The sequence below is a fragment of the Antiquaquibacter oligotrophicus genome, assembly GCF_020535405.1.
In the GTDB taxonomy this organism is placed as follows: domain Bacteria; phylum Actinomycetota; class Actinomycetes; order Actinomycetales; family Microbacteriaceae; genus Rhodoglobus; species Rhodoglobus oligotrophicus.
Genome location: NZ_CP085036.1, coordinates 271,587 through 297,696, shown reverse-complemented (window position 1 = coordinate 297,696; position 26,110 = coordinate 271,587). Strand labels below are relative to the sequence as shown.

The following is a 26,110-nucleotide window of genomic DNA, read 5'->3' as shown; positions in this document are numbered from 1 at the left end:
ATGCCGTTCACGCCGGCACACGCGGTGGTCGCGATCCCGTTCGCGCGAACGCCGCTCGTTCCCGCGGCGATCGCCGTGGGGGCGATGACTCCGGATGCCCCGCTCTTCTTCCGCGTCGGTATCGACTACTGGTTCACCCATAGCCCGCTGGGGCTCGTATTGGTCGACCTGCCGTTGGCGCTCGGCTTCCTGCTGGTGTGGCGCGTCGTCCTGAGGCCCGCTCTTCCCCAGCTTTCACCGCGATGGGTCGCCGAGCGGCTGCCGGTGTCGTGGTCGGCCGCGACCTGGCCATGGCCGTTGTCCGGGTGGTGGGATACCTGGGGTGGACGTCGTGCGCGGCTGCGACCTCGTCTGATTGCCACAGTGACGCTCGTCGCGTCGTTGATGATCGGTATCGCAACGCACCTCGTCTGGGATGCTTTCACGCACGAGGGGCGGTGGGGGAGTGCGCTCGTACCTGGTCTCTCGCAATCGTGGGGGGCGCTTGCCGCTACGGACTGGCTGCAAATCGGCAGCTCGTGTTTCGGACTGCTCGTCATCGGATGGTGGGCGATCGCGAGCGTGCGGCACGCGACGCCATCGCCACTGGGGTGGAGAGTGCGACCCGCCGTCCGCTGGACTGCCTGGCTCGCACTGCCGATCTTCGTGGCGATTGCGGCGCCCGTCGTCGGGCTGGCGCGCGGGTGGCCGAGTGACGTCGGTGCCGTGGTTTTTGTGGAGCGCTCCGCTCTCGCCGGCGCGAGCGCGTACCTGGTGTTCCTCGGCATCCTGAGCCTCGGGATCTGCGTAGTTATCGCGCGACACGCCCGGGATGCACGGTAACTTGCAGGCCCCCCAACATCCACGTAATGTAATCACTCGTCACCCCAAAGGTGCGGAAAGTTCGGAGCGGCTGAAGCCCTCAACTTCCCGGCCTCAAGCGGGACAAACACCCCCAAGCAAGGCGAACTGGATAAGTTCGTTCTTCCAGGACTAGGGTGAAAATCCACTCAAGCAGTGAAGCCGAAGAATTTCTTCTCCGGCGAGTCGAATTGACGACTACACTCTTGGTGGTAGGTTAGAGCAGTTGCCCTGAAACGAAACCGCGAGGTGGAGTAGCAGGAGCGCCCGATCCTTGAGAACTCAACAGCGTGCACAATGTCAAATGCCAAAAACCCGTTGGCTAACTTCGGTTAGCTACGGATTCCTTTGGAATAGATATAAACAAAACAAGCAAGTCAGTAATGATTTGTTCTTGTCAGTTTCAAACTTGTCATTGTCTGTCCTCCCATTCCGGAGGCGATGATGACGCATAAACATTTATGGAGAGTTTGATCCTGGCTCAGGATGAACGCTGGCGGCGTGCTTAACACATGCAAGTCGAACGATGAACCCGGAGCTTGCTCCGGCGGATTAGTGGCGAACGGGTGAGTAACACGTGAGTAACCTGCCCTTGACTCTGGGATAAGCGTTGGAAACGACGTCTAATACCGGATACGACGCGCGAAGGCATCTTCTGCGCGTGGAAAGAATTTCGGTCAAGGATGGACTCGCGGCCTATCAGCTAGTTGGTGAGGTAACGGCCCACCAAGGCGACGACGGGTAGCCGGCCTGAGAGGGTGACCGGCCACACTGGGACTGAGACACGGCCCAGACTCCTACGGGAGGCAGCAGTGGGGAATATTGCACAATGGGCGCAAGCCTGATGCAGCAACGCCGCGTGAGGGACGACGGCCTTCGGGTTGTAAACCTCTTTTAGTAGGGAAGAAGCGAAAGTGACGGTACCTGCAGAAAAAGCACCGGCTAACTACGTGCCAGCAGCCGCGGTAATACGTAGGGTGCAAGCGTTATCCGGAATTATTGGGCGTAAAGAGCTCGTAGGCGGTTTGTCACGTCTGCTGTGAAAACTGGAGGCTCAACCTCCAGCCTGCAGTGGGTACGGGCAGACTAGAGTGCGGTAGGGGAGATTGGAATTCCTGGTGTAGCGGTGGAATGCGCAGATATCAGGAGGAACACCGATGGCGAAGGCAGATCTCTGGGCCGTAACTGACGCTGAGGAGCGAAAGCATGGGGAGCGAACAGGATTAGATACCCTGGTAGTCCATGCCGTAAACGTTGGGAACTAGATGTAGGGACCATTCCACGGTTTCTGTGTCGCAGCTAACGCATTAAGTTCCCCGCCTGGGGAGTACGGCCGCAAGGCTAAAACTCAAAGGAATTGACGGGGGCCCGCACAAGCGGCGGAGCATGCGGATTAATTCGATGCAACGCGAAGAACCTTACCAAGGCTTGACATATACGAGAACGGGCCAGAAATGGTCAACTCTTTGGACACTCGTAAACAGGTGGTGCATGGTTGTCGTCAGCTCGTGTCGTGAGATGTTGGGTTAAGTCCCGCAACGAGCGCAACCCTCGTTCTATGTTGCCAGCACGTAATGGTGGGAACTCATAGGAGACTGCCGGGGTCAACTCGGAGGAAGGTGGGGATGACGTCAAATCATCATGCCCCTTATGTCTTGGGCTTCACGCATGCTACAATGGCCGATACAAAGGGCTGCAATACCGTAAGGTGGAGCGAATCCCAAAAAGTCGGTCTCAGTTCGGATTGAGGTCTGCAACTCGACCTCATGAAGTCGGAGTCGCTAGTAATCGCAGATCAGCAACGCTGCGGTGAATACGTTCCCGGGCCTTGTACACACCGCCCGTCAAGTCATGAAAGTCGGTAACACCCGAAGCCAGTGGCCTAACCGCAAGGAGGGAGCTGTCGAAGGTGGGATCGGTGATTAGGACTAAGTCGTAACAAGGTAGCCGTACCGGAAGGTGCGGCTGGATCACCTCCTTTCTAAGGAGCACTGCACTCTTCGGAGTGACAGAGCCGGAACCGAGACGAATGTTCTCGGCCGGAGCTCATGGGTGGAACATTGACATTGTGATCAGATGAGGCTGTGCCTCTCAGTACGTTTCGCTTCGGCGAAGCTGGAACGGATGCCCTGCTCGAGTCTGATCTTCTGCACGCTGTTGGGTCCTGAGGGACCGGGCACCGCCTCTGGCGGGAACGGACCTCTGGACCTTGTTGTGACTGATCAGCTGATCGGCACACGGGGTACCGCCCGTAATTTGAGAACTACACAGTGGACGCGAGCATCTTAGATATAGATCGAAAGATCTGTATCACAAATGATGACTTCTGATTCTGTTCTTTTGGACAGAGTCATAATTCATTGGTCAATCTCCGGGGCTTCGGCCTCGGCGATCGATTCAAACTCATGTGATATCAATTTTCTAAGGGCAGACGGTGGATGCCTTGGCATCTGGAGCCGAAGAAGGACGTATAAATCTGCGATAAGCCTCGGGGAGCTGATAATAGAGCTTTGATCCGAGGATTTCCGAATGGGGAAACCCCGCTAGGCGGAGCAATCCGACCTAGTGACTCCCGCCTGAATATATAGGGCGGGTAGAGGGAACGTGGGGAAGTGAAACATCTCAGTACCCACAGGAAGAGAAAACAACCGTGATTCCGTTAGTAGTGGCGAGCGAAATCGGAACAGGCCAAACCGATCATGTGTGATAGCCGGCAGGCGTTGCATGGTCGGGGTAGCGGGACTTTTCAGCGGAACTGCCGTACCGCAAGGGTTACAGCGCGATATAGACGAATGGTCTTGAAAGGCCAGCCACAGAGGGTGCCAGCCCCGTAGTCGAAATGTCGTAATGGCCCGAGAAGTATCCCAAGTAGCACGGGGCCCGAGAAATCCCGTGTGAATCTGCCAGGACCACCTGGTAAGCCTAAATACTCCCAGATGACCGATAGCGGACAAGTACCGTGAGGGAAAGGTGAAAAGTACCCCGGGAGGGGAGTGAAATAGTACCTGAAACCGTCTGCTTACAAACCGTTGGAGCCTCCCTAGCAGGGGTGACAGCGTGCCTTTTGAAGAATGAGCCTGCGAGTTAGCGATCAGTGGCGAGGTTAACCCGAGAGGGGTAGCCGTAGCGAAAGCGAGTCTGAATAGGGCGATTCAGTCGCTGGTCCTAGACCCGAAGCGAAGTGATCTATCCATGGCCAGGTTGAAGCGACGGTAAGACGTCGTGGAGGACCGAACCCACTTAGGTTGAAAACTGAGGGGATGAGCTGTGGATAGGGGTGAAAGGCCAATCAAACTTCGTGATAGCTGGTTCTCTCCGAAATGCATTTAGGTGCAGCGTTGCGTGTTTCTTGCCGGAGGTAGAGCTACTGGATAGCTGATGGGCCCCAAAAGGTTACTGACGTTAGCCAAACTCCGAATGCCGGTAAGTGAGAGCGCAGCAGTGAGACGGTGGGGGATAAGCTTCATCGTCGAGAGGGAAACAACCCAGACTACCAACTAAGGTCCCCAAGCGTGTGCTAAGTGGGAAAGGATGTGGAGTTGCACAGACAACCAGGAGGTTGGCTTAGAAGCAGCCACCCTTGAAAGAGTGCGTAATAGCTCACTGGTCAAGTGATTCCGCGCCGACAATGTAACGGGGCTCAAGCACACCACCGAAGTTGTAGATTTCGTGCATTTGCCCGGCACCTAGTGTCCAGGCGCACGGAGTGGTAGGAGAGCGTCGTGTGGCGAGTGAAGCGGCGGAGTAATCCAGCCGTGGACGCCACACGAGTGAGAATGCAGGCATGAGTAGCGAAAGACGGGTGAGAAACCCGTCCTCCGAAAGACCAAGGGTTCCAGGGCCAGGCTAATCCGCCCTGGGTAAGTCGGGACCTAAGGCGAGGCCGACAGGCGTAGTCGATGGACAACGGGTTGATATTCCCGTACCGGCGAAGAACCGCCCAAACTAATCCAGTAGTGCTAAGAGTCCTAATCCGGATGACAGATCCCTTCGGGGTGACGCTTCCGGCCTAACGCTCGACCCCATGCTGGTGCGGTTAGCGTATTAACAGGTGTGACGCAGGAAGGTAGCCGTACCGGGCGATGGTTGTCCCGGTGTAAGGACGTAGGGCGAGAGATAGGCAAATCCGTCTCTCACATAGCCTGAGATCTGATGCATACCCCTCACGGGGGAATTCGGTGATCCTATGCTGCCAAGAAAAGCATCGACGCGAGGTTCTAGCTGCCCGTACCCCAAACCGACTCAGGTGGTCAGGTAGAGAATACCAAGGAGATCGAGAGAATCGTGGTTAAGGAACTCGGCAAAATGCCCCCGTAACTTCGGGAGAAGGGGGGCCTGAGGCGTGAAGGGATTTACTCCTGGAGCGTTTGAAGGCCGCAGAGACCAGTGGGAAGCGACTGTTTACTAAAAACACAGGTCCGTGCTAAGTCGCAAGACGATGTATACGGACTGACGCCTGCCCGGTGCTGGAAGGTTAAGAGGAGCGGTTAGTCGTAAGGCGAAGCTGCGAATTTAAGCCCCAGTAAACGGCGGTGGTAACTATAACCATCCTAAGGTAGCGAAATTCCTTGTCGGGTAAGTTCCGACCTGCACGAATGGCGTAACGACTTCCCAGCTGTCTCAACCGCGAACTCGGCGAAATTGCACTACGAGTAAAGATGCTCGTTACGCGCAGAAGGACGGAAAGACCCCGTGACCTTTACTATAGCTTTGTATTGGTGTTCGGTGTGGCTTGTGTAGGATAGGTGGGAGACTGTGAAGCTTGGACGCCAGTTCAGGTGGAGTCATTGTTGAAATACCACTCTGGTCACTCTGGATATCTAACTTCGAACCGTGATCCGGTTCAGGGACAGTGCATGGTGGGTAGTTTAACTGGGGCGGTTGCCTCCCAAAAAGTAACGGAGGCGCCCAAAGGTTCCCTCAACCTGGTTGGCAATCAGGTGTCGAGTGTAAGTGCACAAGGGAGCTTGACTGTGAGACTGACAAGTCGAGCAGGGACGAAAGTCGGGACTAGTGATCCGGCAGTGGCTTGTGGAAGCGCTGTCGCTCAACGGATAAAAGGTACCTCGGGGATAACAGGCTGATCTTGCCCAAGAGTCCATATCGACGGCATGGTTTGGCACCTCGATGTCGGCTCGTCGCATCCTGGGGCTGGAGTAGGTCCCAAGGGTTGGGCTGTTCGCCCATTAAAGCGGTACGCGAGCTGGGTTTAGAACGTCGTGAGACAGTTCGGTCCCTATCCTCTGCGCGCGCAGGAAATTTGAGAAGATCTATCCCTAGTACGAGAGGACCGGGATGGACGAACCTCTGGTGTGTCAGTTGTTCCGCCAGGAGCACCGCTGATTAGCTACGTTCGGAACGGATAACCGCTGAAAGCATCTAAGCGGGAAGCCGGCTTCAAGATGAGATTTCCATGACTTCGGTCGAGAGGCTCCCAGCTAGACTACTGGGTTGATAGGCGGGATGTGGAAGCGAGGACTAAAGACTCGTGGAGCTGACCCGTACTAATAAGCCGACAAATTGATAACACTCCACCCTTCGAGGGTGAATGAGAAGATATTCGCGTCCACTTTGTGGTTCCCGATTTACGGTCGGGAATCGCGCCCAGAACACACGTTCTGGCCACGTACTGATACATAAATCAATAGTGTTTCGGCGGCCATAGCGAGAGGGAAACGCCCGGTCACATTCCGAACCCGGAAGCTAAGACTCTCTGCGCCGATGGTACTGCAAGGGGGACCTTGTGGGAGAGTAGGACACCGCCGGACTTCTTTGTGAAATGGCCACCATTCTTTGAATGGTGGCCATTTTGCGTTAACGCGCTCGATGAGCGACGAGCAGGAGGCTCAGAATGACGGATTCGCGGGACGATAGGTCATCGCGCCCACGCCGATCGGGCCCTTCGGGTTCCTCCGACCGTCCGCGTCGCGGCGGTAACGACCGTGGTTCGCAGCCGCGGCGTTCATCCGACCGGGATGGCGAGAAACGACTCTGGACTCGCGATGGTAAGCCGGCTCGCGGCGACAGAGATGCCCGCGAGCCAGAGGTCAACCGCGACCCGTTCGGCACGCGGTCGGTTCGACCCCGGCACGATGATCCCGATCTACCGGACAGCGTCACTCCTGAGCATCTCGAGCGTGGGGCGCGCAATGAGCTCAAGACTCTGACCAAGGAGAACCAGGAGTTCGTAGCTCGCCACCTCGCCATGGCTGCTCAGCTGATCGAGGAGGATCCCGAGCTTGCCCACCGGCACGCGACATCCGCGGCTCGTCGAGGTGGCCGAATCGGTATCGTGCGCGAGTCACTGGCGATCACCGCCTACGCGACGGGGGACTTCGGTCTCGCGCTTCGTGAATTGCGGACCTATCGGCGCATCACCGGTCGCGACGATCAGTTGCCTCTCATGGTGGACAGCGAACGAGGTTTGGGTCGCCCAGACCGGGCTCTCGAGTTGGGCAGGTCGGTCACTCGTTCCTCTCTGCCGGTGCCCGTGCAGGTGGAGCTTGCCATCGCCATGTCCGGCGCGCGCCTGGATCAGGGCGACGCGGAGGCCGCGCTCCTCGAGCTCGAGATTCCTCAGCTCGACCCCACTACCGCGTACTCCTACAGCCCAGCGCTCTTTGCCGCCTACGCGACCGTCCTCGAGGACCTCGGCCGCGAGGAGGAAGCCGCGACGTGGTGGAGGCGGGCGGATGTCGCCGCCGAGGCACTAGACCCCGCGCCTGACACAATCGAGATCGTCGAAGAAGAAGAGGTCGAGTCGAGTGAGTAGCGTCTTGCGCGAGATCGATGTTGTTCTCGCGGATCTCGATGGTGTGATCTATCGCGGACCAAACGCTATCGAATATGCCGTCGAAAGCATAAACGCTCTTGATTCCGCGATCCGGGTGGGTTACCTCACCAACAATGCGTCTCGCTCAGACGCGACGGTTGCCGCTCACCTGTCCGACCTGGGGCTGCGTGTTGCGCCGGAGGATGTTGTCACCTCGCCCCAGGCCGCGATGACACTGCTGGCCGAGTTGGTGCCGGCGGGCTCCACGATTCTCGTTGTGGGCGGCGAAGGTCTCACCGTTGAACTCGAACGCCGTGGTTTTATCGTGACGCGAACCGGTGATGACAATCCGGCCGCGGTGGTCCAGGGCTTCGACCCGTCCGTGGGCTGGCTTCAGCTCGCCGAGGCGGCGTTTGTGCTCGGGGGTGAGGCCGGCGCATCCATTCCTTGGGTCGCCACCAACACCGACTGGACGATCCCGCAGGCGCGCGGCACCGCGCCCGGAAACGGAACTCTTGTCTCCGCCGTTCACACGGCGGTCGGCAGATTGCCGGTGGTCGCCGGAAAGCCGGAGGTCGCGATCTTTGATGAGGCATTTCGGCGATTCGGTTCGCGCCGGGCGCTCATGCTCGGAGATCGGCTCGACACAGACATCCTGGGCGCTAATCGTGCCGGGATTCCTTCGGTGCTCGTTCTTACGGGCATTGACCAGGCGAAGCAGGTCTTGGCAGCCGTGCCCGACCAACGACCGACCTACATCGTCGACGACCTGCGATCGCTTCACGAGGACTACCCGGAGACGATGACTGTCGACGAGGGCGATTCGGTGCTCACGATCGTGCGGGATGCGCGGGTGCGCCGACGCGCTCACGTGATCACCGTCGAATCGGGCAGCGGAATCGACCTGTTGCGTGCCGGAGCGGCCGCGATCTGGAACTCGGGCGCGGCAATCTACGGGCTCGACGTGCCGGCGGAACTATATTCGTGACATGAGCAGCGAGCCTCACCCCGCCTCCGAGTCGTCGACCGATGATTCTCTCGTTTCGCGACTTCGTGTGATCGAAGATCAGCCGCTCGAAACACGCGCGGCCGCGCTCGGTCAGGTCTATGACGAACTCGCTGCGCGATTGGAGAGCGCGTCTCGACTCGGAGCGCATGACTGACCAACGTCTCGACGCGGCTCTTGCGGCGCGCGGGCTGGCGCGATCCCGCACCCACGCCGCGGCGCTCATCGCCGAGGGCCTCGTCACCGTTGATGGTGCTCCTTCCGTCAAAGCTTCCGCGCGCGTGCGCCAGACTCAGCGGCTCGAGGTCGCGGCGCCCGACCACTACGTGAGCCGGGCCGCGCACAAGCTGCTCGCCGCGCTCGATGGCTTCTCCATCGACCCAGCGGGCCGGAGCGCACTCGACGTAGGGGCCTCCACGGGGGGATTCACCCAGGTTCTGCTCGAGCGTGGCGCCTCCAGCGTCGTCGCACTCGACGTCGGCCACGGGCAACTAGCGGAACCGGTGAGAACGGATGCCCGCGTGACGGTTCTCGAAGGCGTCAACGCGCGGTACCTCGACTCCGCGGGCTACGCAGAGCTCGTGGGATCCGACGCGCGCCCGAGCCTCGTCGTCGGTGATCTGTCGTTCATCTCGCTGGCCCTCGTGCTTCCCGCCCTCCTCGAGGTTGCGGAACTCGGCGCCGACTTCGTGTTGCTCATCAAGCCACAGTTCGAGGTGGGGCGGGGCGGAATCCGCGAGGGAATCGTGCGCAGTGCGGCGCTGCGGGACGAGGCCGTGATGGGGGTGCTCTGGGCTGCGTGGGATCTGGGACTCGGCACCGCCGGCATCCTTCCCTCCCCAATCGCCGGGTCGGCAGGCAACCGCGAGTATCTGGCCTGGTTAACCGCGCAAGGCGGCAGCAATCCGGCAGAATGGAGTGCAGCCGTTTCCGCGATCGCGTGACGCGCTCGCATCAGGACGTGGAGGGCTCGTGACATCCGATCGGCACATCCTCGTTGTCGCGCACACCGGACGAGCCGATTCCCTCGATGCGGCCATCGAGGTGTGCCGACAGCTCGTCGGTGGCGGCATCGTGCCCGTCCTGCCCGAGGACGGCCATCTCGAGATCGTCCAGGCGGCGCCTGACCTCAGCGGAGCCGCGTTACTCGACGTCGATGTCGACCGCCGCGACCTCGAGCTGGTCATCGTGCTCGGTGGCGACGGCACCATTCTTCGGGCATCCGAGTTAGCTCGCGGCTGTTCCGCGCCGCTGCTGGGGGTCAATCTCGGGCACGTCGGATTCCTTGCCGAGAGTGAGCGCGAGGAACTCGGAGAGACCATTGCCCGTGCCCTCGCGAGGGACTACCAGGTCGAAGAGCGCATGACCCTCTCGGTGCGGGTCAAGCTCGACGGAGAGGTCATCTACGAGACGTGGGCGCTCAATGAGGCGTCGGTGGAGAAGGCCAATCGGGAGCGCATGCTCGAGGTGGTCATCGAGGTAGACGGTCGGCCCCTGTCATCCTTCGGATGCGACGGCGTGGTGATGTCCACCCCCACCGGCTCGACTGCCTACTCGTTCTCTGCTGGGGGCCCCGTGGTGTGGCCGGCCCTCGACGCGATGCTGCTCGTGCCGATCAGTGCGCACGCCCTGTTCGCGCGACCGCTGGTCGTGAGCCCCGAATCGGCCCTCGCCGTGGAAATCCTCGAGCGCACGCCCGGTGGCGCTGTGCTGTGGTGCGATGGACGTCGCACCTTCGATCTGCCTCCGCGCGCCAGGGTTGTTGTGCGACGTTCCCCGATCCCTGTTCGGCTCGCCCGGTTGGCGCAGGCTCCGTTCACCGACCGGCTCGTGCGCAAATTCGCCCTCCCGGTGACGGGGTGGCGGGGACCGGGAAGCGAGGAGGGCGCGAAGCCGTGATCGAGGAGATCTCCATTCGCGATCTCGGGGTCATCGCCCAGGCACATCTGCCGCTCGGTGCCGGATTCACTGCCGTGACCGGTGAAACGGGGGCCGGTAAGACGATGGTTGTCTCCGCGCTCGGACTGCTCCTCGGCTCGCGTGCCGACACGGGGGCGATCCGCTCGGGAGCGGACGGTGCCGCCGTGGAAGGTCGTTGGCTCGTGGATGCCGACGGGCCCGTTGCCGATCGGGTACGCGACGCTGGCGGTGAGGTCGACGACGGCGAACTCATCCTCAGCCGGTCCGTCTCGGCGGAGGGTCGCAGCCGCGCCACCGTCGGCGGTCGTAGCGCACCCGTCGGGGTGCTGTCGGAGATCGGAGAGCAGCTCGTTGTTGTGCACGGTCAGTCTGACCAGGTGCGGTTGCGGTCGGCAACAGCACAGCGCGAGGCTCTCGACCGATTCGGCGGGCCCGACCTCGCGCGCCTCATCGACGAGTACTCGACTCATTTCCGTCAGTGGCAGGTCTCTCAGGGAGAACTCGACGTTCTCATCGCCGAAGGCGATTCTCGAGAGCGCGAAGCGATGGAGGTTCGCGCTGCTCTCGTGGAGATCGAAGAGGTCGCGCCCGAGCGTGGTGAGGACCTCGCACTGGCCGAGCGTGCGGATGTTCTCAGCAACCTCGAGGGGCTGCGCTTCGCGGCGGCCCAGGCCCACGGTCTCCTGTCATCGGACGCGGCGGATGACACGACCGACGCCATCGGACTGCTCGGTGCCGCCCGGCGCGAGCTTGAGCGCGTTGCGCACCACGACGCGAGTCTCGCACCGGTCATCGAGGCGCTGACCGCTGCATCCGCGGCCGTCTCTGACGCCTCGACGAGCCTTGCGAGTTATCTCGCGTCCCTCGACGCCGACGGGGCTCGGGAGCTGGAAGCCGTGAACGAGCGCCGAGCGCTCATCGCGTCGATCGTGCGACAGTACGGGCCGACGCTCGACGACGCTATCGATTTTCTCGACACGGGCAGCGCACGGCTCCTCGAACTCGACAACGATTCCAGTCGCATTGATCAGTTGCGTGCGAGTGTCGACCGGGACCGTGAGCGGGTCATTGCGCTCGCGGACGATCTCACACAACGACGTACCGCCGCAGCGGCGAGCCTGTCAACGCAGGTAACGGACGAGCTCGCGGCACTCGCGATGCCGGATTCCACTCTCACGATCAGGGTGGAGGATCGCCCTGACTACGCGCTCACGGGCAAAGACCAGGTGGAGTTCCTCCTCACGCCGCATCCCGGCGCCGAGCCGCGCCCGCTCGGGCGCGGAGCATCCGGTGGTGAACTCTCGAGAGTGATGCTCGCCATCGAGGTTGTGCTCGCCGGTGTCGACCCGGTGCCGACGTTCGTCTTCGACGAAATCGATGCCGGCGTGGGTGGTGCCTCCGCGATCGAGGTGGGTAGGCGCCTGGCGAGGCTCAGTGCCTCGTCACAGGTGATCGTCGTCACTCATCTCGCGCAAGTGGCGGCGTTCGCCACCAACCATCTTCGAGTGACGAAGGATCGGGACGGCGCGGTAACTGCGTCGAGCGTCGAACAGCTCAGCGGCGAGGAACGTCTCTCGGAGATGGCCCGACTGCTCTCGGGTCTCCCGGATTCGGAGAGCGGTCTCGCACACGCTCGGGAACTCCTCGAGCTGTCGTCCTCAGCCAGCTGAGGGTCCAACGCCGCGCGTCGAGCGAATGCTTGCCGAACGTGGGATACGATGAAACCCCGTGGTGGATAAATCGCACGAGGCCGTAACTAAGCACATTTTCGTCACCGGGGGAGTTGTCTCCTCTCTGGGTAAGGGCCTCACCGCCGCGAGTCTGGGCAACCTTCTCACCGCACGAGGTCTTCGTGTGGTCATGCAGAAGCTCGACCCTTACCTGAACGTCGACCCGGGAACGATGAACCCGTTCCAGCACGGTGAGGTGTTCGTCACGGATGACGGCGCCGAGACCGACCTCGACATCGGACACTACGAGCGGTTCCTCGACATCAATCTCGACCAGGCGGCCAATGTCACCACGGGTCAGATCTACTCGCAGGTCATCGCGAGGGAGCGCCGCGGCGAGTACCTGGGCGACACCGTGCAGGTCATCCCGCACATCACCGACGAGATCAAGCGCCGGATGCGGCTCCAGGCGCAGCCGGGGCCGGCAGGTGAGCCCGCTCCCGACGTGATCATCACGGAGATCGGTGGAACGGTGGGTGACATCGAGAGCCAGCCCTTCATCGAGGCGGCTCGCCAGGTGCGTCACGAGCTGACGCGCCGCAACGTGTTTTTTGTACACGTCTCGCTCGTGCCTTTTATGGGAGCCTCCGGCGAGCAGAAGACGAAGCCGACGCAACACTCCGTCGCGGCGTTGCGCTCGATCGGTATCCAGCCCGACGCGCTCGTGTTGCGCAGCGATAGGCCGGTTTCGGAGAGCAACAAGCGCAAGATCGCGCTCATGTGCGATGTGGACGAGCGTGCCGTCGTGAACGCGGTCGACGTGCCGAGCATCTACGACATCCCAACGATGCTCCACGACCAGGGCCTCGACGCCTACATCATCGACCAGCTCGGTCTCGAGGCGAACGACGTGAACTGGGACGGCTGGAGCGAGCTCCTGAAGTCGGTGCACGAGCCGAAGCACGAGGTCACGATTGGTCTCGTCGGCAAGTACATCGACCTGCCGGACGCCTACCTTTCGGTGACGGAGGCGCTCAAGGCCGGTGGTTTCGCCCACCAGTCCAAGGTCGCCATCCGGTGGGTGCCCTCGGACGAGTGCGAGACACCCGAGGGTGCAGCACGCATGCTCGGCGATCTGGACGGCATCCTCGTTCCCGGTGGGTTCGGGGTGCGCGGCATCGAGGGCAAACTCGGGGCTCTCAAGTTCGCCCGCGAGAACGGCATCCCCGCCCTCGGCCTGTGCCTCGGACTTCAGTGCATGGTGATCGAGTACGCGCGGGACGTCGCCGGTCTCAGCGGAGCATCCTCTTCGGAGTTCGATCCGGAGACCGAATTCCCGGTTATCGCGACGATGGCAGAGCAGGTCGACATCATCGCCGACGGAAATCTCGGCGGCACGATGCGTCTCGGCCTCTACGAGGCGGCGCTCGAACCCGGTTCGATCGTCGAGGAGCTCTACGGAGCGTCGTCGATCGCCGAGCGTCACCGCCATCGCTACGAGGTCAACAACGCCTACCGTCAGCAGATCGCGGATGCCGGACTAAAGTTCTCCGGAATCTCCCCGGACCGCACCCTCGTCGAGTTCGTCGAGCTACCGCGGGACGTGCATCCTTTCTACGTCGGAACGCAGGCCCACCCGGAGCTGCGCTCGCGCCCCAACCGCGCCCACCCGCTGTTCCGCGGACTCGTGGGGGCCGCGCTCGAACGTCAGCAGGCGTCGCGTTTGTTCGAGGTTCCTGAGCCAGAAGAGGCCTGATCGGTGAGCGCTGAGGGGATCACCGGCACCGACGAGCCGATCGCCGATGAGCCTGTCGCGCTGACGGTCACCTCGTCCACCCGGGAGTTCGCGGGCCGGGTATGGGACATCCGCCGTGAGACATTCGATATCGCGGGCTCCTCGGTGACACGCGACTTCGTCGACCACACGGGAGCGGTTGCCGTGCTCGCGATGGACGACGACGGTCGGGTTCTCGTGATTCAGCAGTACCGGCATCCGATCCGCACCCGCGATTGGGAGTTGCCGGCCGGGCTGCTCGACCTGCCGGGGGAGGATCCGCTTCTTGCCGCGCAACGCGAGCTGGCGGAAGAAGTCGATCTCGTCGCCGGGACCTGGAATGTGCTCTCCGACCTGATGCTGACACCCGGTGGGAGCAACGAGGTGATCCGGGTCTACCTCGCGCGGGATCTGTCAGCGGCCGACGAGACCTTCGAGCGCACGGAGGAGGAGGCGGAGATCGTCTCGCGGTGGATTCCACTCGAGGACGCCGTGGATGCCGTGCTCGAGCGCCGTGTCCAGAACTCGATCCTCTGCATCGCGGTGCTCGCCGCACATGCGGCGCGTTCGCGTGACTGGCGTTCGCTTGGCGAACCGGATGCGCCGTGGTCTCAGCGCGACGTCGTGAAGGCGTGACGACCACCCGTCACTCACTAGCCGACGGCATCGGTCGGTACCTCCGGCACGTCACGATCGAGCGCGGACTCTCCGCCAACACGGTGCAGGCCTATCGCCGCGACCTCGACGTGTATGCGACCTTCCTTGCCGAGCGCACCGTGACCGACGCGACCGACGTCACCTCGGCGCACGTCGCGGAGTTCGCGACGTGGTTGCGCACGCGGCCGGAGCGCCCGCTCAGCGCCTCATCCACCGCGCGCATGCTCTCGTCTGTGCGCAACCTCCACCGGTTCCTCCTTGACGAGGGGATGACCGCCACGGATGCCGCGACCGACGCACGCCCTCCGAAGCTCGGCATGCGTCTGCCGAAGGCCATCTCGATCGAGCAGATGGAGTCGGTACTTCGCGCCACCGAGGGAGACGACATCCGTTCGCTCCGCGACCACGCCCTTCTCGAGCTGTTGTACGCCACGGGCGCCCGCATCTCCGAGATCGTGTCGCTCAACGTCGACGACCTTGTCGACGACGACGTCGTGCGTCTGACGGGAAAGGGCAACAAGCAGCGCATCGTCCCCGTAGGAAGTTTCGCAAGGGAAGCCTTGGGGGCGTACCTGGTTCGCGCGCGCCCCACCTTGTCGGCGACCGGGCGATCGACTCCAGCCCTGTTCCTCGGGATGCGCGGAGATCGACTGTCCCGACAGAACGCGTGGCTCATCATCCGCAGTGCCGCAGAGCGCGCGGACCTCGGTGTGACGATTTCGCCGCACACCTTCCGGCATTCCTTCGCGACTCATCTGCTCGCGGGCGGAGCTGACGTGCGTGTCGTCCAGGAGTTGTTGGGGCACTCCTCGGTCGCGACCACCCAGATCTACACACTCGTGACCGCAGACACCCTGCGCGATATGTACACGACGGCTCACCCTCGGGCCCGCTGAACCTTCAACCACTGGTCGAGGCGAGCCTGTCGGCGCGCGAGCGTGCCCGCAGGGGGCCCAGTGGGCCCCGCCGTACACTGTGAGGATGACGGCGCAGCACGACGACTCGGCACTCCTGCCCGGTTTCGACGCACCGGAGATCGGGCCGACCGGTCGGCCGCTCACGCACTTCCCGGTGCCTGCTCCTTTGCGCGGACACGGTCCCGCTCGTGTGATCACGCTCTGCAATCAGAAGGGCGGCGTCGGCAAAACGACGACCACGATCAATCTGGGCGCCGCGCTCGCCGAGTACGGGCGCAAAGTGCTCGCGGTCGACTTCGACCCGCAGGGCGCTCTGTCCGCGGGACTCGGTGTCGCGACCCACGACGTGCCCACGATCTACGACCTGCTATTGGGCTCGATTGCGAACCCCGCCGAAGCCATCGTTCCGAGCACCGTCCCCGGGCTCGACGTCATTCCCGCCAACATCGACCTCTCCGCGGCCGAGGTGCACCTCGTCAACGAGGTCGCGCGTGAGACGATCCTCGCGCGTGTGCTGCGCAAGGTCAGCGACGACTACGACGTCATCCTCATCGACTGCCAGCCGTCGTTGGGGCTCCTCACCGTGAATGCCCTCACCGCTGCACACGGCGTTCTCATCCCGCTCGAGTGCGAGTTCTTCGCGCTCCGCGGTGTCGCCCTGCTCGTGGAGACGATAGACAAGGTGCGCGATCGCCTCAACCCCGCGATCGAGCTCGACGGCATCCTCGCCACCATGTACGACGCTCGCACCCTGCACTCTCGCGAGGTGCTCGAGCGTGTGGTGGAAACGTTCGGCGATCAGGTGCTCGAGACGGTGATCGGGCGCACCGTGAAGTTCCCGGATGCGAGTGTTGCCGGCACCCCGATCACGAGTTTCGCTCCCGAGCATGCGGCAGCAGAGGCGTACCGGCAGCTGGCCCGAGAGTTGATTTCGCGTGGCGCGGTCGCCTGACGCTGTCGGCGAGCTCGAGACGGATACCTCGGGGTTTCGGGTCTCCCTCGCCAACTTCAGCGGCCCCTTCGATCTGCTGCTCTCGCTCATCAGCAAACACGAGCTGGACATCACGGAGGTCTCGCTCTCGGCGGTGACCGACGAGTTCATCTCCTACCTCAAGGGTCTCGACACGGAGGAGGAGCTCGACGAGGCGAGTGAGTTCCTCGTGATCGCCGCGACCCTCCTCGATCTCAAGGTTGCCGGCCTCCTGCCGCAGGGTGAGCTCGTGGATGCGGAGGATGTCGCGCTCCTCGAGGCGCGTGACCTCCTGTTTGCCCGACTGTTGCAGTATCGCGCCTTCAAGGAGGTATCGCGATGGTTTGCCGACCGGCTCGAGACCGAATCATCCCGGCACTTCCGCTCGGTGCGACTCGAAGAGAAGTACCGCCGACAGGTGCCCGAGCTCGTGTGGACACTCTCGGCCGACGACTTCGCGGCGCTCGCCGCCCTCGCTTTCGCACCTCGTGAGATTCCCGCGGTCGGCCTCGACCATCTGCATGCCCCTCTTGTGAGCATCCGGGAGCAGGCCGCGCATGTGGTCACGATGCTCCGCCGCGGTGAGCCCATGAGCTTCCGGCAACTCATCGCCGGGTCGGAGCAGAAGGGCGTTGTGATCGCCCGATTCCTGGCCGTTCTCGAGCTCTATCGTGGTGCGTTCATCGCTTTCGAGCAGCTCGAGCCGCTCGGCGAACTCACCATTCAATGGACCTCTGAGCACTGGTCCGATGACAGCCTCGCCAATCTGGGAGCCGACTATGGACACTGAAACAACCGAGGAGCAGACCTCCGTCGTCGACGTGGAGCGTGCCATCGAAGCGATCCTCATGGTGGCTGACGAGCCGCAGAGTCTCGTGCACCTCGCGACAGCGGTCGGACAGCCGGTCCCGGCCGTGCGTCAGTCGATCGAGCGGCTCGTCGCCGACTACAACGGAGAGAACGGGGGAGTCCGTCGCGGATTCGAGCTGCGTGAGGTCGGTGGCGGCTGGCGTGTTTATGTGCGGCCGGAGCACGACATCGTCGTTCGCGACTTCGTGCTCACGCAGAACCCCACAAAGCTCAGTCAGGCTGCACTCGAGACGCTCGCCGTGATCGCCTACAAACAACCGATCAGCCGTGGCGCCATCGCCTCCATTCGCGCCGTCAACGTCGATTCCGTCGTGCGCACCCTCCTCAGCCGTGGGCTCATCACGGAGGCTTTCACTGACGGCGAGACAGGTGCCATCCACTACGAGACGACCCCTCTACTGCTCACCCAGCTCGGCATCAACTCAATCGACGAGCTTCCCCTCATTTCCCCGCTACTCGACGACGGAACTTCGGGCTTCGATGAGCAGCGCTGAGCCCACGCCGGAGGGCGAACGACTGCAGAAAGTGATGGCCGCAGCGGGGGTCGCCTCGCGCCGGGCATCCGAAGACCTCATCGCTCAGGGGCGGGTGACCGTCAATGGTGAGATCGTCATCGAGCCTGGTCGCCGAGTGCTGTCGACCGACCGGGTGACCGTCGATGGTGTTGCGATCCAGCTCGACACGAGCAAACGCTACGTCATGCTCAACAAACCCGTCGGGGTTGTGAGTTCTCTCGCCGATGAGCAGGGCCGACCGGACCTGCGGCGTTTCACGCGCGAGTATCCCGAGCGACTTTTCAATGTCGGGCGCTTGGATGCGGCGACCTCGGGCTTGCTCATCCTCACCAACGACGGCGAGCTGGCCCACGTGCTCGCCCACCCGTCGTTCGGAGTGATGAAAACCTACATCGCGAAGGTCGCGGGCGGGGTGAGCGCCCAGACGGTCGCCAAGCTCACGACCGGCATCGACCTCGACGACGGCCCCATCGCTGCCGACAAGGCGCGGGTGCTTCCCGGCGGGTCCGGTCGTGAGTCGCTCGTCGAAATCACGCTCCACTCCGGGCGCAATCGCATCGTGCGTCGCATGATGGATGCCGTCGGGCATCCCGTCATCGACCTCGTTCGCCGACAGTTCGGCCCGCTGCACCTCGGCACCCTGGCCGTCGGCGCGACGCGTGACCTCACTAAAGTGGAACTCGGCCAGCTGCTCACCCTCTCGCGAACGGGGGAGAGCGGGCCCGAGACACCGGAGGACGACCGTGGCTGATCGCCGCCTTGCCGGGCCCGTGCGTATCGTCGGCACCGGGCTCCTCGGCACGAGCATCGGCTTGGCGCTCACCGAACGTGGTGTCGACGTCTCCCTCGCCGACACGTCACCCTCGAGTGTCGCACTCGCGGTGGACTACGGCGCCGGGCGGCGAGCTGCGGAGGGGGACAACCCCGAGCTCGTCATCGTGTGTGTGCCACCGGATGTCACGGCATCCGTCGTCGCGTCAGAGCTCGCCGCGTTCCCTGAGGCGCTCGTGACCGACGTTGCGAGCGTCAAAGCGGGGCCGCTCGCGGAACTTGTCGCTGCGGGTGCCGACGTCAGTCGGTACATCGGTTCGCATCCGATGGCGGGCCGCGAGCGTAGCGGCGCCATTTCGGCACGTGCCGACATTTTTCTCGGTCGCCCGTGGGTTATCGCGGGTCACGACGGGATCAGCTACCGACGTGCGGCGGCTGTCGAGCAGCTCGCGCTGGATCTCGGAGCGATCCCCATCGAGATGACCGTTGAGGAACACGACCGCAACGTCGCCCTCGTCTCCCACGTTCCCCAGGTGGTCGCCAGTTTGCTGGCCACGAGGCTGGGGTCGGCCACCGACGGCGCCGTATCGCTCGCCGGCCAGGGCCTGCGAGACACCACCAGGATCGCGTCGAGCGACCCCGAACTGTGGGTGCAGATTCTCAGCGCAAACTCTGACGCGGTAGTCGAAGTGCTCCACCGCTACCGCGCCGACCTGGACGGGGTGATCGCGGCGCTCGAAGCCCCGGATGCCCGCGGCTCCCGTCGTACCATCGCCGAAGCTCTCGCTGCCGGCAACACGGGGGTTGCCCGCATCCCGGGCAAACATGGACAGTCAGCGCGTTTCAGCCAGCTCGTTGTCATCGTCGACGACAAGCCCGGAGAGCTCGCCCGTCTTCTCACCGAGATCGGCGAGGCGGGTATCAACATGGAGGATCTGCGACTGGAGCATTCGCCCGGCGCGCAGATCGGGCTTGCGGAAATCTCCGTTGTGCCCGAGGCAGAGGACAGGCTCGCCGCGGAGCTCACCGCTCGCGGCTGGCGGATTTCGGAGTTGTCAGCATGACCGTTGTCGTCGCCCTGGATGGTCCTGCGGGCAGCGGAAAGTCGAGTGTGTCCAAGGCCGCCGCGCGTGTACTCGGTTTCGCCTACCTCGACACCGGAGCTGCCTACCGCGCACTTGCGTGGCGCTGCCTCGAGGAAGGCATCGACACGCACGGTCCCGCCGACGTGATCGAGTCGCTGCCGTCGTTCGAGTTCGAGATCGGCACGGACCCGGACGGGTACGTCGTTCGGGTGGGGTCGGAGGACGTGACCGCGGACATCCGTGAGCCTCGAATCTCGGCAACGGTAAGCGCGATCGCGCGCATCCCGGAGGTGCGGCAGTATCTCGTCGACCTGTTCCGCTCGATCATTTCGGGCACCGAGCGGCCGGGGATCGTCGTGGAAGGGCGCGACATCACCACGGTGGTCGCTCCCGATGCCGATGTGCGAATTCTGTTGACTGCGGCGGAAGAAGTTAGAATGGCCAGGCGTTCTGCCGAACTCTCCGGGGTTTCGGCCGAGACGACAGCCCGGGAGCTCAGCTCGCGGGATGCGAAAGACTCGCAGGTCGTCGACTTCATGAATGCCGCCGATGGCGTAACGACCATCGATTCCACCGATCTCGACTTCGAGGCGACCGTCGCCTCGGTTGTTGCCCTCGTCCGTTCAACCACGGCGACGAGCGCCCAGCACACCTAAGGACTTCACATGGCCGACGTCGACGAGAACGACGACTTCCCCGAGCTCGACGCGGCGCTCGTTGAGCGGATCACCACGATCGACGACGAGGAGGCGACCCGTCGTGCCGAGGCACTGCGCGCCGGTCTCGGCGAGTACGACCTCGACGAGGAGGACCTCGACCTTCTCGATGCCGCCTCCGATGACCCGGACGCGATAACCTACCTTCCCGCCCTCCCGGTGCTCGCCATCGTCGGGCGCCCGAACGTCGGAAAGTCGGCGCTCGTCAACCGCATCCTCGGCCGCCGCGAGGCCGTCGTCGAGGACACACCCGGTGTGACACGCGACCGTGTCAACTACAAGGCCGAGTGGGGCACCCGTCGTTTCACAATCGTCGACACGGGCGGGTGGGAGCCGGATGCCCGCGGCATCAACGCGTCCGTGGCGGCTCAGGCCGAGGTCGCCATCGACCTCGCCGACGCCGTTCTCTTCGTCGTGGACGCCACCGTCGGTGCCACTGCGACGGACGAGCATGTGGTGCGTATGCTCCGTTCGACGAAAAAGCCGGTCATCCTCGTAGCCAACAAGGTCGATGACGCCTACCAGGAGCCGGAGGCCGCGGCGCTGTGGTCGCTCGGTCTCGGTGAACCGTGGGCCGTCTCGGCGCTACACGGTCGCGGAGTTGCCGACCTTCTCGACAAGATCCTCACCGTGTTGCCCGAGGTTTCGGCCGTTGCGAAGGAGGAGGTCGGCGGGCCCCGCCGTGTCGCCATCCTCGGTCGCCCGAACGTCGGCAAGTCGAGCCTGCTCAACAAGACGGCGGGAGAGGAGCGTGTTGTCGTCAACGAACTCGCCGGCACCACGCGGGACCCCGTCGACGAGCAGATCGAGCTGGGTGGCAAGTTCTGGCGCTTCATCGATACGGCGGGTATCCGACGCCGGGTGAACCTCGCGCAGGGTGCCGACTTCTACGCGACGCTTCGCACGTCGGCCGCACTGGAGCGCGCCGAGGTCGCGGTTGTTGTCATCGACGTGACCGTGCCGGTGAGCATCCAGGATCTGAAGATCATCGACCTGGTGCTCGAGTCGGGCCGTGCGCTCGTGCTCGCCTACAACAAGTGGGACCTGCTGGATGACGAGCGCCGCATCTACCTCGAGCGCGAGATCGAACGCGACCTATCGCACGTGGACTGGGCGCCGCGCGTCAACATCTCGGCGAAGACCGGTCGCCACCTCGAGAAGCTGGTGCCCGCGCTGGAGACCGCGCTGGAGTCGTGGGATACGCGTATTCCGACCGGTAAGTTCAACGCGCTGCTCGCGGAACTGACGGCCGAGCATCCGCACCCCGTGCGCGGAGGAAAGCAGCCGCGCATCCTGTTCGGGACACAGGCTTCGTCGCGGCCGCCGACATTTGTGTTGTTCACGACCGGGTTCCTCGACCCGCAGTACCGCCGGTTCATCACACGGCGTCTGCGCGAGATCTTCGGTTTCGAGGGCACCCCGATCACGGTGAACATGCGCGTGCGCGAGAAGCGCAAGCGCTAGATGGTGCGGCGCGCGTAGTCGAGGCCGGTGGTTTCGATCGCGCTGCGGGCGGCTCTTGCCCCCCAGTCTCGTGCGCGCTCCACTTCGCTCAGGTCGATGTCGTTGTCAGGAGCAAGAAAGCTCCCGGGCTCGATCACCATGGTGCGACCGTGGCCGCGCAGGCGTTTGGCAATGTGCCGGGCCGCCGAGCCGGTGAGCCATTTCGCGGCGTCGGCTCTCGTGTCGAACGCGGCGACAAGCGCGGGGAGCACGGGCCCGGATTCGAGCCACTCGCGTATGCCGGTGCCTGGGGCTTGCGGCTCGAGGATGAGGTTGTCGTCGGCGTCGGCGATTCTCTGAGCCTGAGCGCGGGTTTCCGGTCGCGACATCCCGTGAACGTGCGTGGGGCCCCCAACCAAGACGAGGTCGGCGCTGTCGAGTCGTTCGGGGGTCGCGTCATTGACGTTCACCATACGCACCTCGCTCACCTGCCTCGCCCCTTCGGCGATGGCGTCGGCGACCTGTCGTGTGTTGCCGAACTGCGATTCGTAGACGATGACGGTCCTCATGGGTCCTCCCGGTGCTTCGACTGAGTCCACACTCCCGCTGATGGGTCGATTCGGGCAGGGCAGAAGGTCCTACAGGACGTTCGACCCTCGTCTTGGCACGGTTCGCGTTCTAGCGTGGCGGCATGAGGTGGACATCTGTCGCATGGTGGTCGCTCGTCGGGGTGACCGGGTTTTCGGTGCTGTCGGCGCTCGGTGGTGGGGTTGCAATGCTGGTGACGAACGGGCTGGGGATGCCCGTGTCAGCCCTCGACGGGAGCGTGTTCGACTCGTTTGTTGCGCCGTCCCTCGTGCTGGTTCTCGTGGTGGGCGGAACTCAGGCGCTGGCCATGGTGCTGCTGGTGCTGAGGCGTGCGACGGCATTGCTGTGGTCGGCCGTTGCAGGGTTTGCGATGGTGATTTGGATCATCGTGGAGACGGTCGTCATCCGCGGGTTCAGCGTGTTGCAGGGCATCTACCTGGTGACGGGGCTCGCCCAGCTGGCGCTGGTTATTGCGCTGCTCGGCGTGGTGTCGTGGGTGCCCCGCAGCCGGTGGGGCGCACCCGCGCTGCCGTTGTGACAGTCGCGGATGCACCGTACCGTTAGTGGCCTGCGGGCATCCCTGCGCCGGCAAGCTCGGGGTCGGGCTTGGGCACGAAGAATGCGGCGACGATGGCGAAGAGCGACAGGATTGCTCCCGCGAGGAACGCCCAGTGGATGCCCGTTGCCATCGCGTGCGCTTCGCTCGCGCCCGCGTTCTGCTGGCTTATGAGTCCGGTCGTGTACAGGGCGATGAACATGGCCGTTCCGGCTGCTCCCGCGAGCTGCTGGTTGGTGCCAATGATGGCGCTGCCGAACGAGTAGAACTTGGGCGGGATCGAGCCGAGGCCCGACGTGAACAGCGGGGTGAACATAAACGCGAGGCCCGCCGAGAGCAGAACGTGAGCGCCGAGCACGAAGAACCAGGGTGTGTTCTCTGTGAGCATCGTGAGGCTCCACATCGAGAGGCTCACGACGATGGCCGCCGGAATGAGCAGCGGTCGCGGTCCGACGCGGTCGTACAGGCGCCCGACGACGGGGCCGAGGAAGCCCATGAGGAGGCTTCCGGGCACCGTGATGAGTCCACTGATGATCGCCGAGAGGCCGAGCACCTGCTGCACGTAGATGGGGAGCAGGATGATCACGCCGAAGAGTGTCGCCATGAGGATCGCCATGAGCACAACGGCGATCGTGTAGCCGAAGTGGTTGAACACCCGCAGGTCGAGCAGGGCGCGGTCGCTCTTCTGGAGGTGAAGCTGGCGCAGCACGAACAGGGTGAGCGAGACTGCGCCGACCGCGATCGGGATCCACGGTGCGATGAGCGTGTGTCCGCGTGCCGCCTCGCCGAGGGCGCTGAGACCGTAGACGAGCCCGCCGAACGCGAGCGCTGAGAGCACGACGGAGAGGGCATCGAGCGGCACTTTGCGGGTTTCGCCGACGTTCTGGATGCGCATGACGCCGAGAAGCAGCGCGCCGATAGCGATCGGCAGCACGAGGATGAAGATCCACCGCCAGTCGAGGGTGTCGACGATCACGCCTCCCACTGCAGGGCCGAGGGCCGGCGCGACGGACATGACGATGGAGATGTTGCCCATGACCCGTCCGCGTGAGTGAGGGGGAACGAGCGTCATGACCGTGGTCATGAGCAACGGCATCATGATGGCCGTGCCCGCGGCCTGCGTGATGCGACCGGCGAGGAGAAGCTCGAAGCCGGGCGCGACGGCGGCGATGGCCGTTCCGGCGCTGAACAGGCTCATGGCGAGGGCGAACACGGTGCGGGTCGTCAGTCGCTGCATGAGGAACCCGGTGATCGGGATCACGACCGCCATCGTCAGCAGGAACGCCGTGGTCAGCCACTGTGCAGTGCTGGCCTCGATGCGCAGATCCTCCATGAGGCGGGGGAGTGCGACACCCACGATCGTCTCATTGAGGAAGACGACGAAGGTTGCCACGAGCATGAGCGCGATGACCACCATGTTGCGGCGCGATTCGGCAGCATCCACTGTCGGGATCGTGCCGGTGATGATCTTCTCCTGGTAGTCGTCGTCGACGACATCCCCGGTAGCGGCTTGCGGCACGCTGGCCTCGAGTCCAGCGGTGACGATCTCGTCGTCGGTGGGGGTGGGGCGTTCGGTCACAGAGTTGTCCCGTCGGTTCAAGAATGAGAGCTGCAGTTTTGTGCGAAAGGATGACGGCGGACTCGCCAAAGTTCACGGTGTAAACATTATGCACCATGCCACCGACACGCGTCCGGGCTCAGTCGCCGTGCAAAAGGTAACCCGCGAACCCGCTAAGCTATTCCAGTTGTTTGTCACGGGCTGTGGCGCAGCTTGGTAGCGCACTTGACTGGGGGTCAAGGGGTCGCAGGTTCAAATCCTGTCAGCCCGACTCAATGTGAAAAGAGCCGCCCCGACCGGGGCGGCTCTTTTCACATTGCTGGCTGTTGTCAGCGGGGTCCCCGCCGCGCCGGTTCCGGCGCATCGCACTTTTCGCGACCAGCGCCATTCGAGATACCGCGATGTGACGGCCGTGCCGGTGGGGCGCAGCCCGACAGAACTTCGCGGGACGAACTTCCGCGGAAAATCAAAGCGAAAGGCCCCATCTCTACTAGACCGGAGATGGGGCCTTTCTTGCTATCGCACGAGCCGTTGCACAGAACGTTGCACAGAGCGCGAAAATGCCGCGTCGGCCAGACCCCCGACGCGACCGCCTGTTGCACACCGGCACCGAGCGCTCGTGCCGCCGATCTTGCGACTGCCCGGATTGCGCTGGGGCGGCATTCAATATGGGGGCAACGTCTTGTCTTCGAATATCAGCAAGTTTCCAGTTCAGCAAGGCGTAGTACAGCGAGCTGGGCACTCGGTACTGCTGGCTGCCGCTCCTCATGCTCAGTGCGAGCAGGAGTGACTGGAATCTCGTCCCAGGCTCCTCGGTCACACCGTTCGACGGCGTCGCGGACATTCAGCTGCAAAGCGTTCCGGAGTCCTTCGACGTCTCGGGCGTACTCGACAGCCCGGCTGCGATCGTCACGCTCGTCAACGGACACGATCGCTGGACGAGCGCTACTAGTGGCTGCGCTGGGCCTGCGGGCACGGACTTCAATATCTTGATCGCTGCAGACGGCTGGCCGAACCCGTTTTGCTAGCTCGCCAATTGAAAGACCCGGCCTCCCTCGACCGCCACGAGGCGGGAGGGAAGCCGGGTTGTTATTCACCCGCCTTGTCGTCTATCGGCGCGCGGGCCGATGCGGGTGCGGCCGCTTTCGCAGCTGCTCCCTTCGGCGCCGACGCGGCCGGCTTGGTGTCCGTCTGGTCGAAGATGGCGGCGATGGCTCCACGCTTGGTGGCGGCGTCGCGTTCGATCTCGGCCTTGACGGTGGCGGCACGCTGCAGGACCTTGGGGTCGGTCTTGCTGCGTACGATCCAGGCCTCGATGGCCTCACGGACTTCCTCCGTGACGGATCGGTTGTTCAGCCGGGCCATGATGTCCAGCTGGGCGCGGACGTCGTCGGTCATGCGAACCGACAGCGGGCGGACTTGAGCTCCGGGATCTAACGATCTGAAGCTCGGGGTGGCGTCGCTCATCGGGATGAGCTCCTC

Annotated in this window: 22 protein-coding genes, 1 tRNA gene and 3 rRNA genes; 23 read left to right on the top strand and 3 right to left on the bottom strand. The window is 63.4% G+C overall.

The window, feature by feature from the left end; translation table 11 throughout:
* The 20 genes from LH407_RS01460 to der all read left to right on the top strand — a co-directional run bounded on the left by LH407_RS01460 (window position 1) and on the right by der (window position 21,947).
* Entirely contained in the window at window positions 1-822 is an 822-nt protein-coding gene (locus LH407_RS01460; RefSeq protein ID WP_322133067.1) for a DUF4184 family protein, read from the top strand.
* A gap of 476 nt (window positions 823-1,298) precedes the next feature.
* Window positions 1,299-2,821: ribosomal RNA gene (locus LH407_RS01455) — 16S ribosomal RNA — on the top strand.
* 430 nt (window positions 2,822-3,251) lie between these two features.
* Window positions 3,252-6,368 (top strand): 23S ribosomal RNA (locus LH407_RS01450).
* A 123-nt stretch (window positions 6,369-6,491) separates the two neighbouring features.
* Window positions 6,492-6,608: ribosomal RNA gene (gene rrf, locus LH407_RS01445) — 5S ribosomal RNA — on the top strand.
* Together the 16S, 23S and 5S rRNA genes form the textbook arrangement of a ribosomal RNA operon.
* Before the next feature lie 437 nt (window positions 6,609-7,045).
* Window positions 7,046-7,612, top strand: a complete 567-nt coding sequence (locus LH407_RS01440) for a tetratricopeptide repeat protein (protein WP_322135029.1) — start codon at window positions 7,046-7,048, stop codon at window positions 7,610-7,612.
* The gene (locus LH407_RS01435; RefSeq protein ID WP_322133069.1) at window positions 7,605-8,600 is read left to right on the top strand and encodes an HAD-IIA family hydrolase; all 996 of its coding nucleotides are present in this window, start codon (window positions 7,605-7,607) and stop codon (window positions 8,598-8,600) included. The genes LH407_RS01440 and LH407_RS01435 overlap by 8 nt, the downstream gene beginning before the upstream one ends.
* 1 nt (window position 8,601) lies before the next feature.
* Window positions 8,602-8,775, top strand: a complete 174-nt coding sequence (locus LH407_RS01430) for a hypothetical protein (protein WP_322133070.1) — start codon at window positions 8,602-8,604, stop codon at window positions 8,773-8,775.
* The gene (locus LH407_RS01425; protein ID WP_322133071.1) at window positions 8,768-9,562 is read left to right on the top strand and encodes a TlyA family RNA methyltransferase; all 795 of its coding nucleotides are present in this window, start codon (window positions 8,768-8,770) and stop codon (window positions 9,560-9,562) included. Before LH407_RS01430 ends, LH407_RS01425 begins: the two co-directional genes overlap by 8 nt.
* A 28-nt stretch (window positions 9,563-9,590) precedes the next feature.
* Window positions 9,591-10,517, top strand: coding sequence for an NAD kinase (locus tag LH407_RS01420; RefSeq protein WP_322133072.1), 927 nt, complete (start codon window positions 9,591-9,593; stop codon window positions 10,515-10,517).
* On the top strand, window positions 10,514-12,208 hold the full coding sequence (recN, locus tag LH407_RS01415; protein ID WP_322133073.1) for a DNA repair protein RecN: 1,695 nt from the start codon (window positions 10,514-10,516) through the stop codon (window positions 12,206-12,208). The genes LH407_RS01420 and recN overlap by 4 nt, the downstream gene beginning before the upstream one ends.
* Window positions 12,209-12,266: 58 nt before the next feature.
* Window positions 12,267-13,964, top strand: coding sequence for a CTP synthase (locus tag LH407_RS01410; RefSeq protein WP_322133074.1), 1,698 nt, complete (start codon window positions 12,267-12,269; stop codon window positions 13,962-13,964).
* A 3-nt stretch (window positions 13,965-13,967) separates the two neighbouring features.
* Window positions 13,968-14,618, top strand: coding sequence for an NUDIX domain-containing protein (locus tag LH407_RS01405; protein ID WP_407650604.1), 651 nt, complete (start codon window positions 13,968-13,970; stop codon window positions 14,616-14,618).
* The gene (xerD, locus tag LH407_RS01400) at window positions 14,615-15,535 is read left to right on the top strand and encodes a site-specific tyrosine recombinase XerD (protein WP_322133075.1); all 921 of its coding nucleotides are present in this window, start codon (window positions 14,615-14,617) and stop codon (window positions 15,533-15,535) included. The genes LH407_RS01405 and xerD overlap by 4 nt, the downstream gene beginning before the upstream one ends.
* Before the next feature lie 85 nt (window positions 15,536-15,620).
* On the top strand, window positions 15,621-16,508 hold the full coding sequence (locus LH407_RS01395) for a ParA family protein (RefSeq protein ID WP_322133076.1): 888 nt from the start codon (window positions 15,621-15,623) through the stop codon (window positions 16,506-16,508).
* Window positions 16,492-17,316: a segregation and condensation protein A gene (locus tag LH407_RS01390; protein ID WP_322133077.1), complete on the top strand. Its 825-nt coding sequence runs from the start codon at window positions 16,492-16,494 to the stop codon at window positions 17,314-17,316. The genes LH407_RS01395 and LH407_RS01390 overlap by 17 nt, the downstream gene beginning before the upstream one ends.
* Window positions 17,306-17,890 carry an SMC-Scp complex subunit ScpB gene (scpB, locus tag LH407_RS01385; RefSeq protein WP_322133078.1) on the top strand — a complete coding sequence of 195 codons (585 nt, stop codon included), beginning with the start codon at window positions 17,306-17,308 and terminating at the stop codon, window positions 17,888-17,890. Before LH407_RS01390 ends, scpB begins: the two co-directional genes overlap by 11 nt.
* Window positions 17,877-18,662 (top strand): pseudouridine synthase, encoded by a 786-nt coding sequence (locus LH407_RS01380; RefSeq protein WP_322133079.1) that lies wholly within the window; start codon window positions 17,877-17,879, stop codon window positions 18,660-18,662. The genes scpB and LH407_RS01380 overlap by 14 nt, the downstream gene beginning before the upstream one ends.
* Entirely contained in the window at window positions 18,655-19,746 is a 1,092-nt protein-coding gene (locus tag LH407_RS01375; RefSeq protein WP_322133080.1) for a prephenate dehydrogenase, read from the top strand. The genes LH407_RS01380 and LH407_RS01375 overlap by 8 nt, the downstream gene beginning before the upstream one ends.
* Window positions 19,743-20,423, top strand: coding sequence for a (d)CMP kinase (gene cmk, locus LH407_RS01370; RefSeq protein ID WP_322133081.1), 681 nt, complete (start codon window positions 19,743-19,745; stop codon window positions 20,421-20,423). The genes LH407_RS01375 and cmk overlap by 4 nt, the downstream gene beginning before the upstream one ends.
* A 9-nt stretch (window positions 20,424-20,432) precedes the next feature.
* The gene (der, locus tag LH407_RS01365; RefSeq protein WP_322133082.1) at window positions 20,433-21,947 is read left to right on the top strand and encodes a ribosome biogenesis GTPase Der; all 1,515 of its coding nucleotides are present in this window, start codon (window positions 20,433-20,435) and stop codon (window positions 21,945-21,947) included.
* Here der and LH407_RS01360 read toward each other — a convergent pair.
* On the bottom strand, window positions 21,944-22,495 hold the full coding sequence (locus LH407_RS01360) for a flavodoxin family protein (RefSeq protein ID WP_322133083.1): 552 nt from the start codon (window positions 22,493-22,495) through the stop codon (window positions 21,944-21,946). The genes der and LH407_RS01360 overlap by 4 nt on opposite strands.
* A gap of 122 nt (window positions 22,496-22,617) precedes the next feature.
* Between LH407_RS01360 and LH407_RS01355 the strand changes: the two genes are divergently transcribed.
* Window positions 22,618-23,052 (top strand): hypothetical protein, encoded by a 435-nt coding sequence (locus tag LH407_RS01355; protein WP_322133084.1) that lies wholly within the window; start codon window positions 22,618-22,620, stop codon window positions 23,050-23,052.
* A gap of 22 nt (window positions 23,053-23,074) precedes the next feature.
* Here the strand turns inward: LH407_RS01355 and LH407_RS01350 are convergent, their stop codons facing one another.
* Window positions 23,075-24,487, bottom strand: coding sequence for a DHA2 family efflux MFS transporter permease subunit (locus LH407_RS01350; RefSeq protein ID WP_407650669.1), 1,413 nt, complete (start codon window positions 24,485-24,487; stop codon window positions 23,075-23,077).
* Between the two features lie 338 nt (window positions 24,488-24,825).
* Between LH407_RS01350 and LH407_RS01345 the strand changes: the two genes are divergently transcribed.
* Window positions 24,826-24,899 (top strand) — tRNA-Pro (locus tag LH407_RS01345).
* Between the two features lie 496 nt (window positions 24,900-25,395).
* Window positions 25,396-25,656: a hypothetical protein gene (locus tag LH407_RS01340; protein ID WP_322133086.1), complete on the top strand. Its 261-nt coding sequence runs from the start codon at window positions 25,396-25,398 to the stop codon at window positions 25,654-25,656.
* 61 nt (window positions 25,657-25,717) lie between these two features.
* Here the strand turns inward: LH407_RS01340 and LH407_RS01335 are convergent, their stop codons facing one another.
* The gene (locus LH407_RS01335; protein WP_322133087.1) at window positions 25,718-26,095 is read right to left on the bottom strand and encodes a ribbon-helix-helix protein, CopG family; all 378 of its coding nucleotides are present in this window, start codon (window positions 26,093-26,095) and stop codon (window positions 25,718-25,720) included.
* Between the last annotated feature and the right edge of the window lie 15 nt (window positions 26,096-26,110).

Excerpts from the sequence above, each read along its gene's own strand:
- LH407_RS01460 (WP_322133067.1), top strand. The coding sequence starts at position 1 with ATGCCGTTCACGCCGGCACACGCGGTGGTCGCGATCCCGTTCGCGCGA.
- LH407_RS01440 (WP_322135029.1), top strand. The coding sequence starts at position 7,046 with ATGGCTGCTCAGCTGATCGAGGAGGATCCCGAGCTTGCCCACCGGCAC.
- LH407_RS01430 (WP_322133070.1), top strand. The coding sequence starts at position 8,602 with ATGAGCAGCGAGCCTCACCCCGCCTCCGAGTCGTCGACCGATGATTCT.
- LH407_RS01425 (WP_322133071.1), top strand. The coding sequence starts at position 8,768 with ATGACTGACCAACGTCTCGACGCGGCTCTTGCGGCGCGCGGGCTGGCG.
- LH407_RS01395 (WP_322133076.1), top strand. The coding sequence starts at position 15,621 with ATGACGGCGCAGCACGACGACTCGGCACTCCTGCCCGGTTTCGACGCA.
- scpB (WP_322133078.1), top strand. The coding sequence starts at position 17,306 with ATGGACACTGAAACAACCGAGGAGCAGACCTCCGTCGTCGACGTGGAG.
- LH407_RS01380 (WP_322133079.1), top strand. The coding sequence starts at position 17,877 with ATGAGCAGCGCTGAGCCCACGCCGGAGGGCGAACGACTGCAGAAAGTG.
- cmk (WP_322133081.1), top strand. The coding sequence starts at position 19,743 with ATGACCGTTGTCGTCGCCCTGGATGGTCCTGCGGGCAGCGGAAAGTCG.
- der (WP_322133082.1), top strand. The coding sequence starts at position 20,433 with ATGGCCGACGTCGACGAGAACGACGACTTCCCCGAGCTCGACGCGGCG.
- LH407_RS01360 (WP_322133083.1), bottom strand. The coding sequence starts at position 22,495 with ATGAGGACCGTCATCGTCTACGAATCGCAGTTCGGCAACACACGACAG.
- LH407_RS01355 (WP_322133084.1), top strand. The coding sequence starts at position 22,618 with ATGAGGTGGACATCTGTCGCATGGTGGTCGCTCGTCGGGGTGACCGGG.
- LH407_RS01350 (WP_407650669.1), bottom strand. The coding sequence starts at position 24,487 with ATGGTGGTCATCGCGCTCATGCTCGTGGCAACCTTCGTCGTCTTCCTC.
- LH407_RS01340 (WP_322133086.1), top strand. The coding sequence starts at position 25,396 with ATGCTCAGTGCGAGCAGGAGTGACTGGAATCTCGTCCCAGGCTCCTCG.
- LH407_RS01335 (WP_322133087.1), bottom strand. The coding sequence starts at position 26,095 with ATGAGCGACGCCACCCCGAGCTTCAGATCGTTAGATCCCGGAGCTCAA.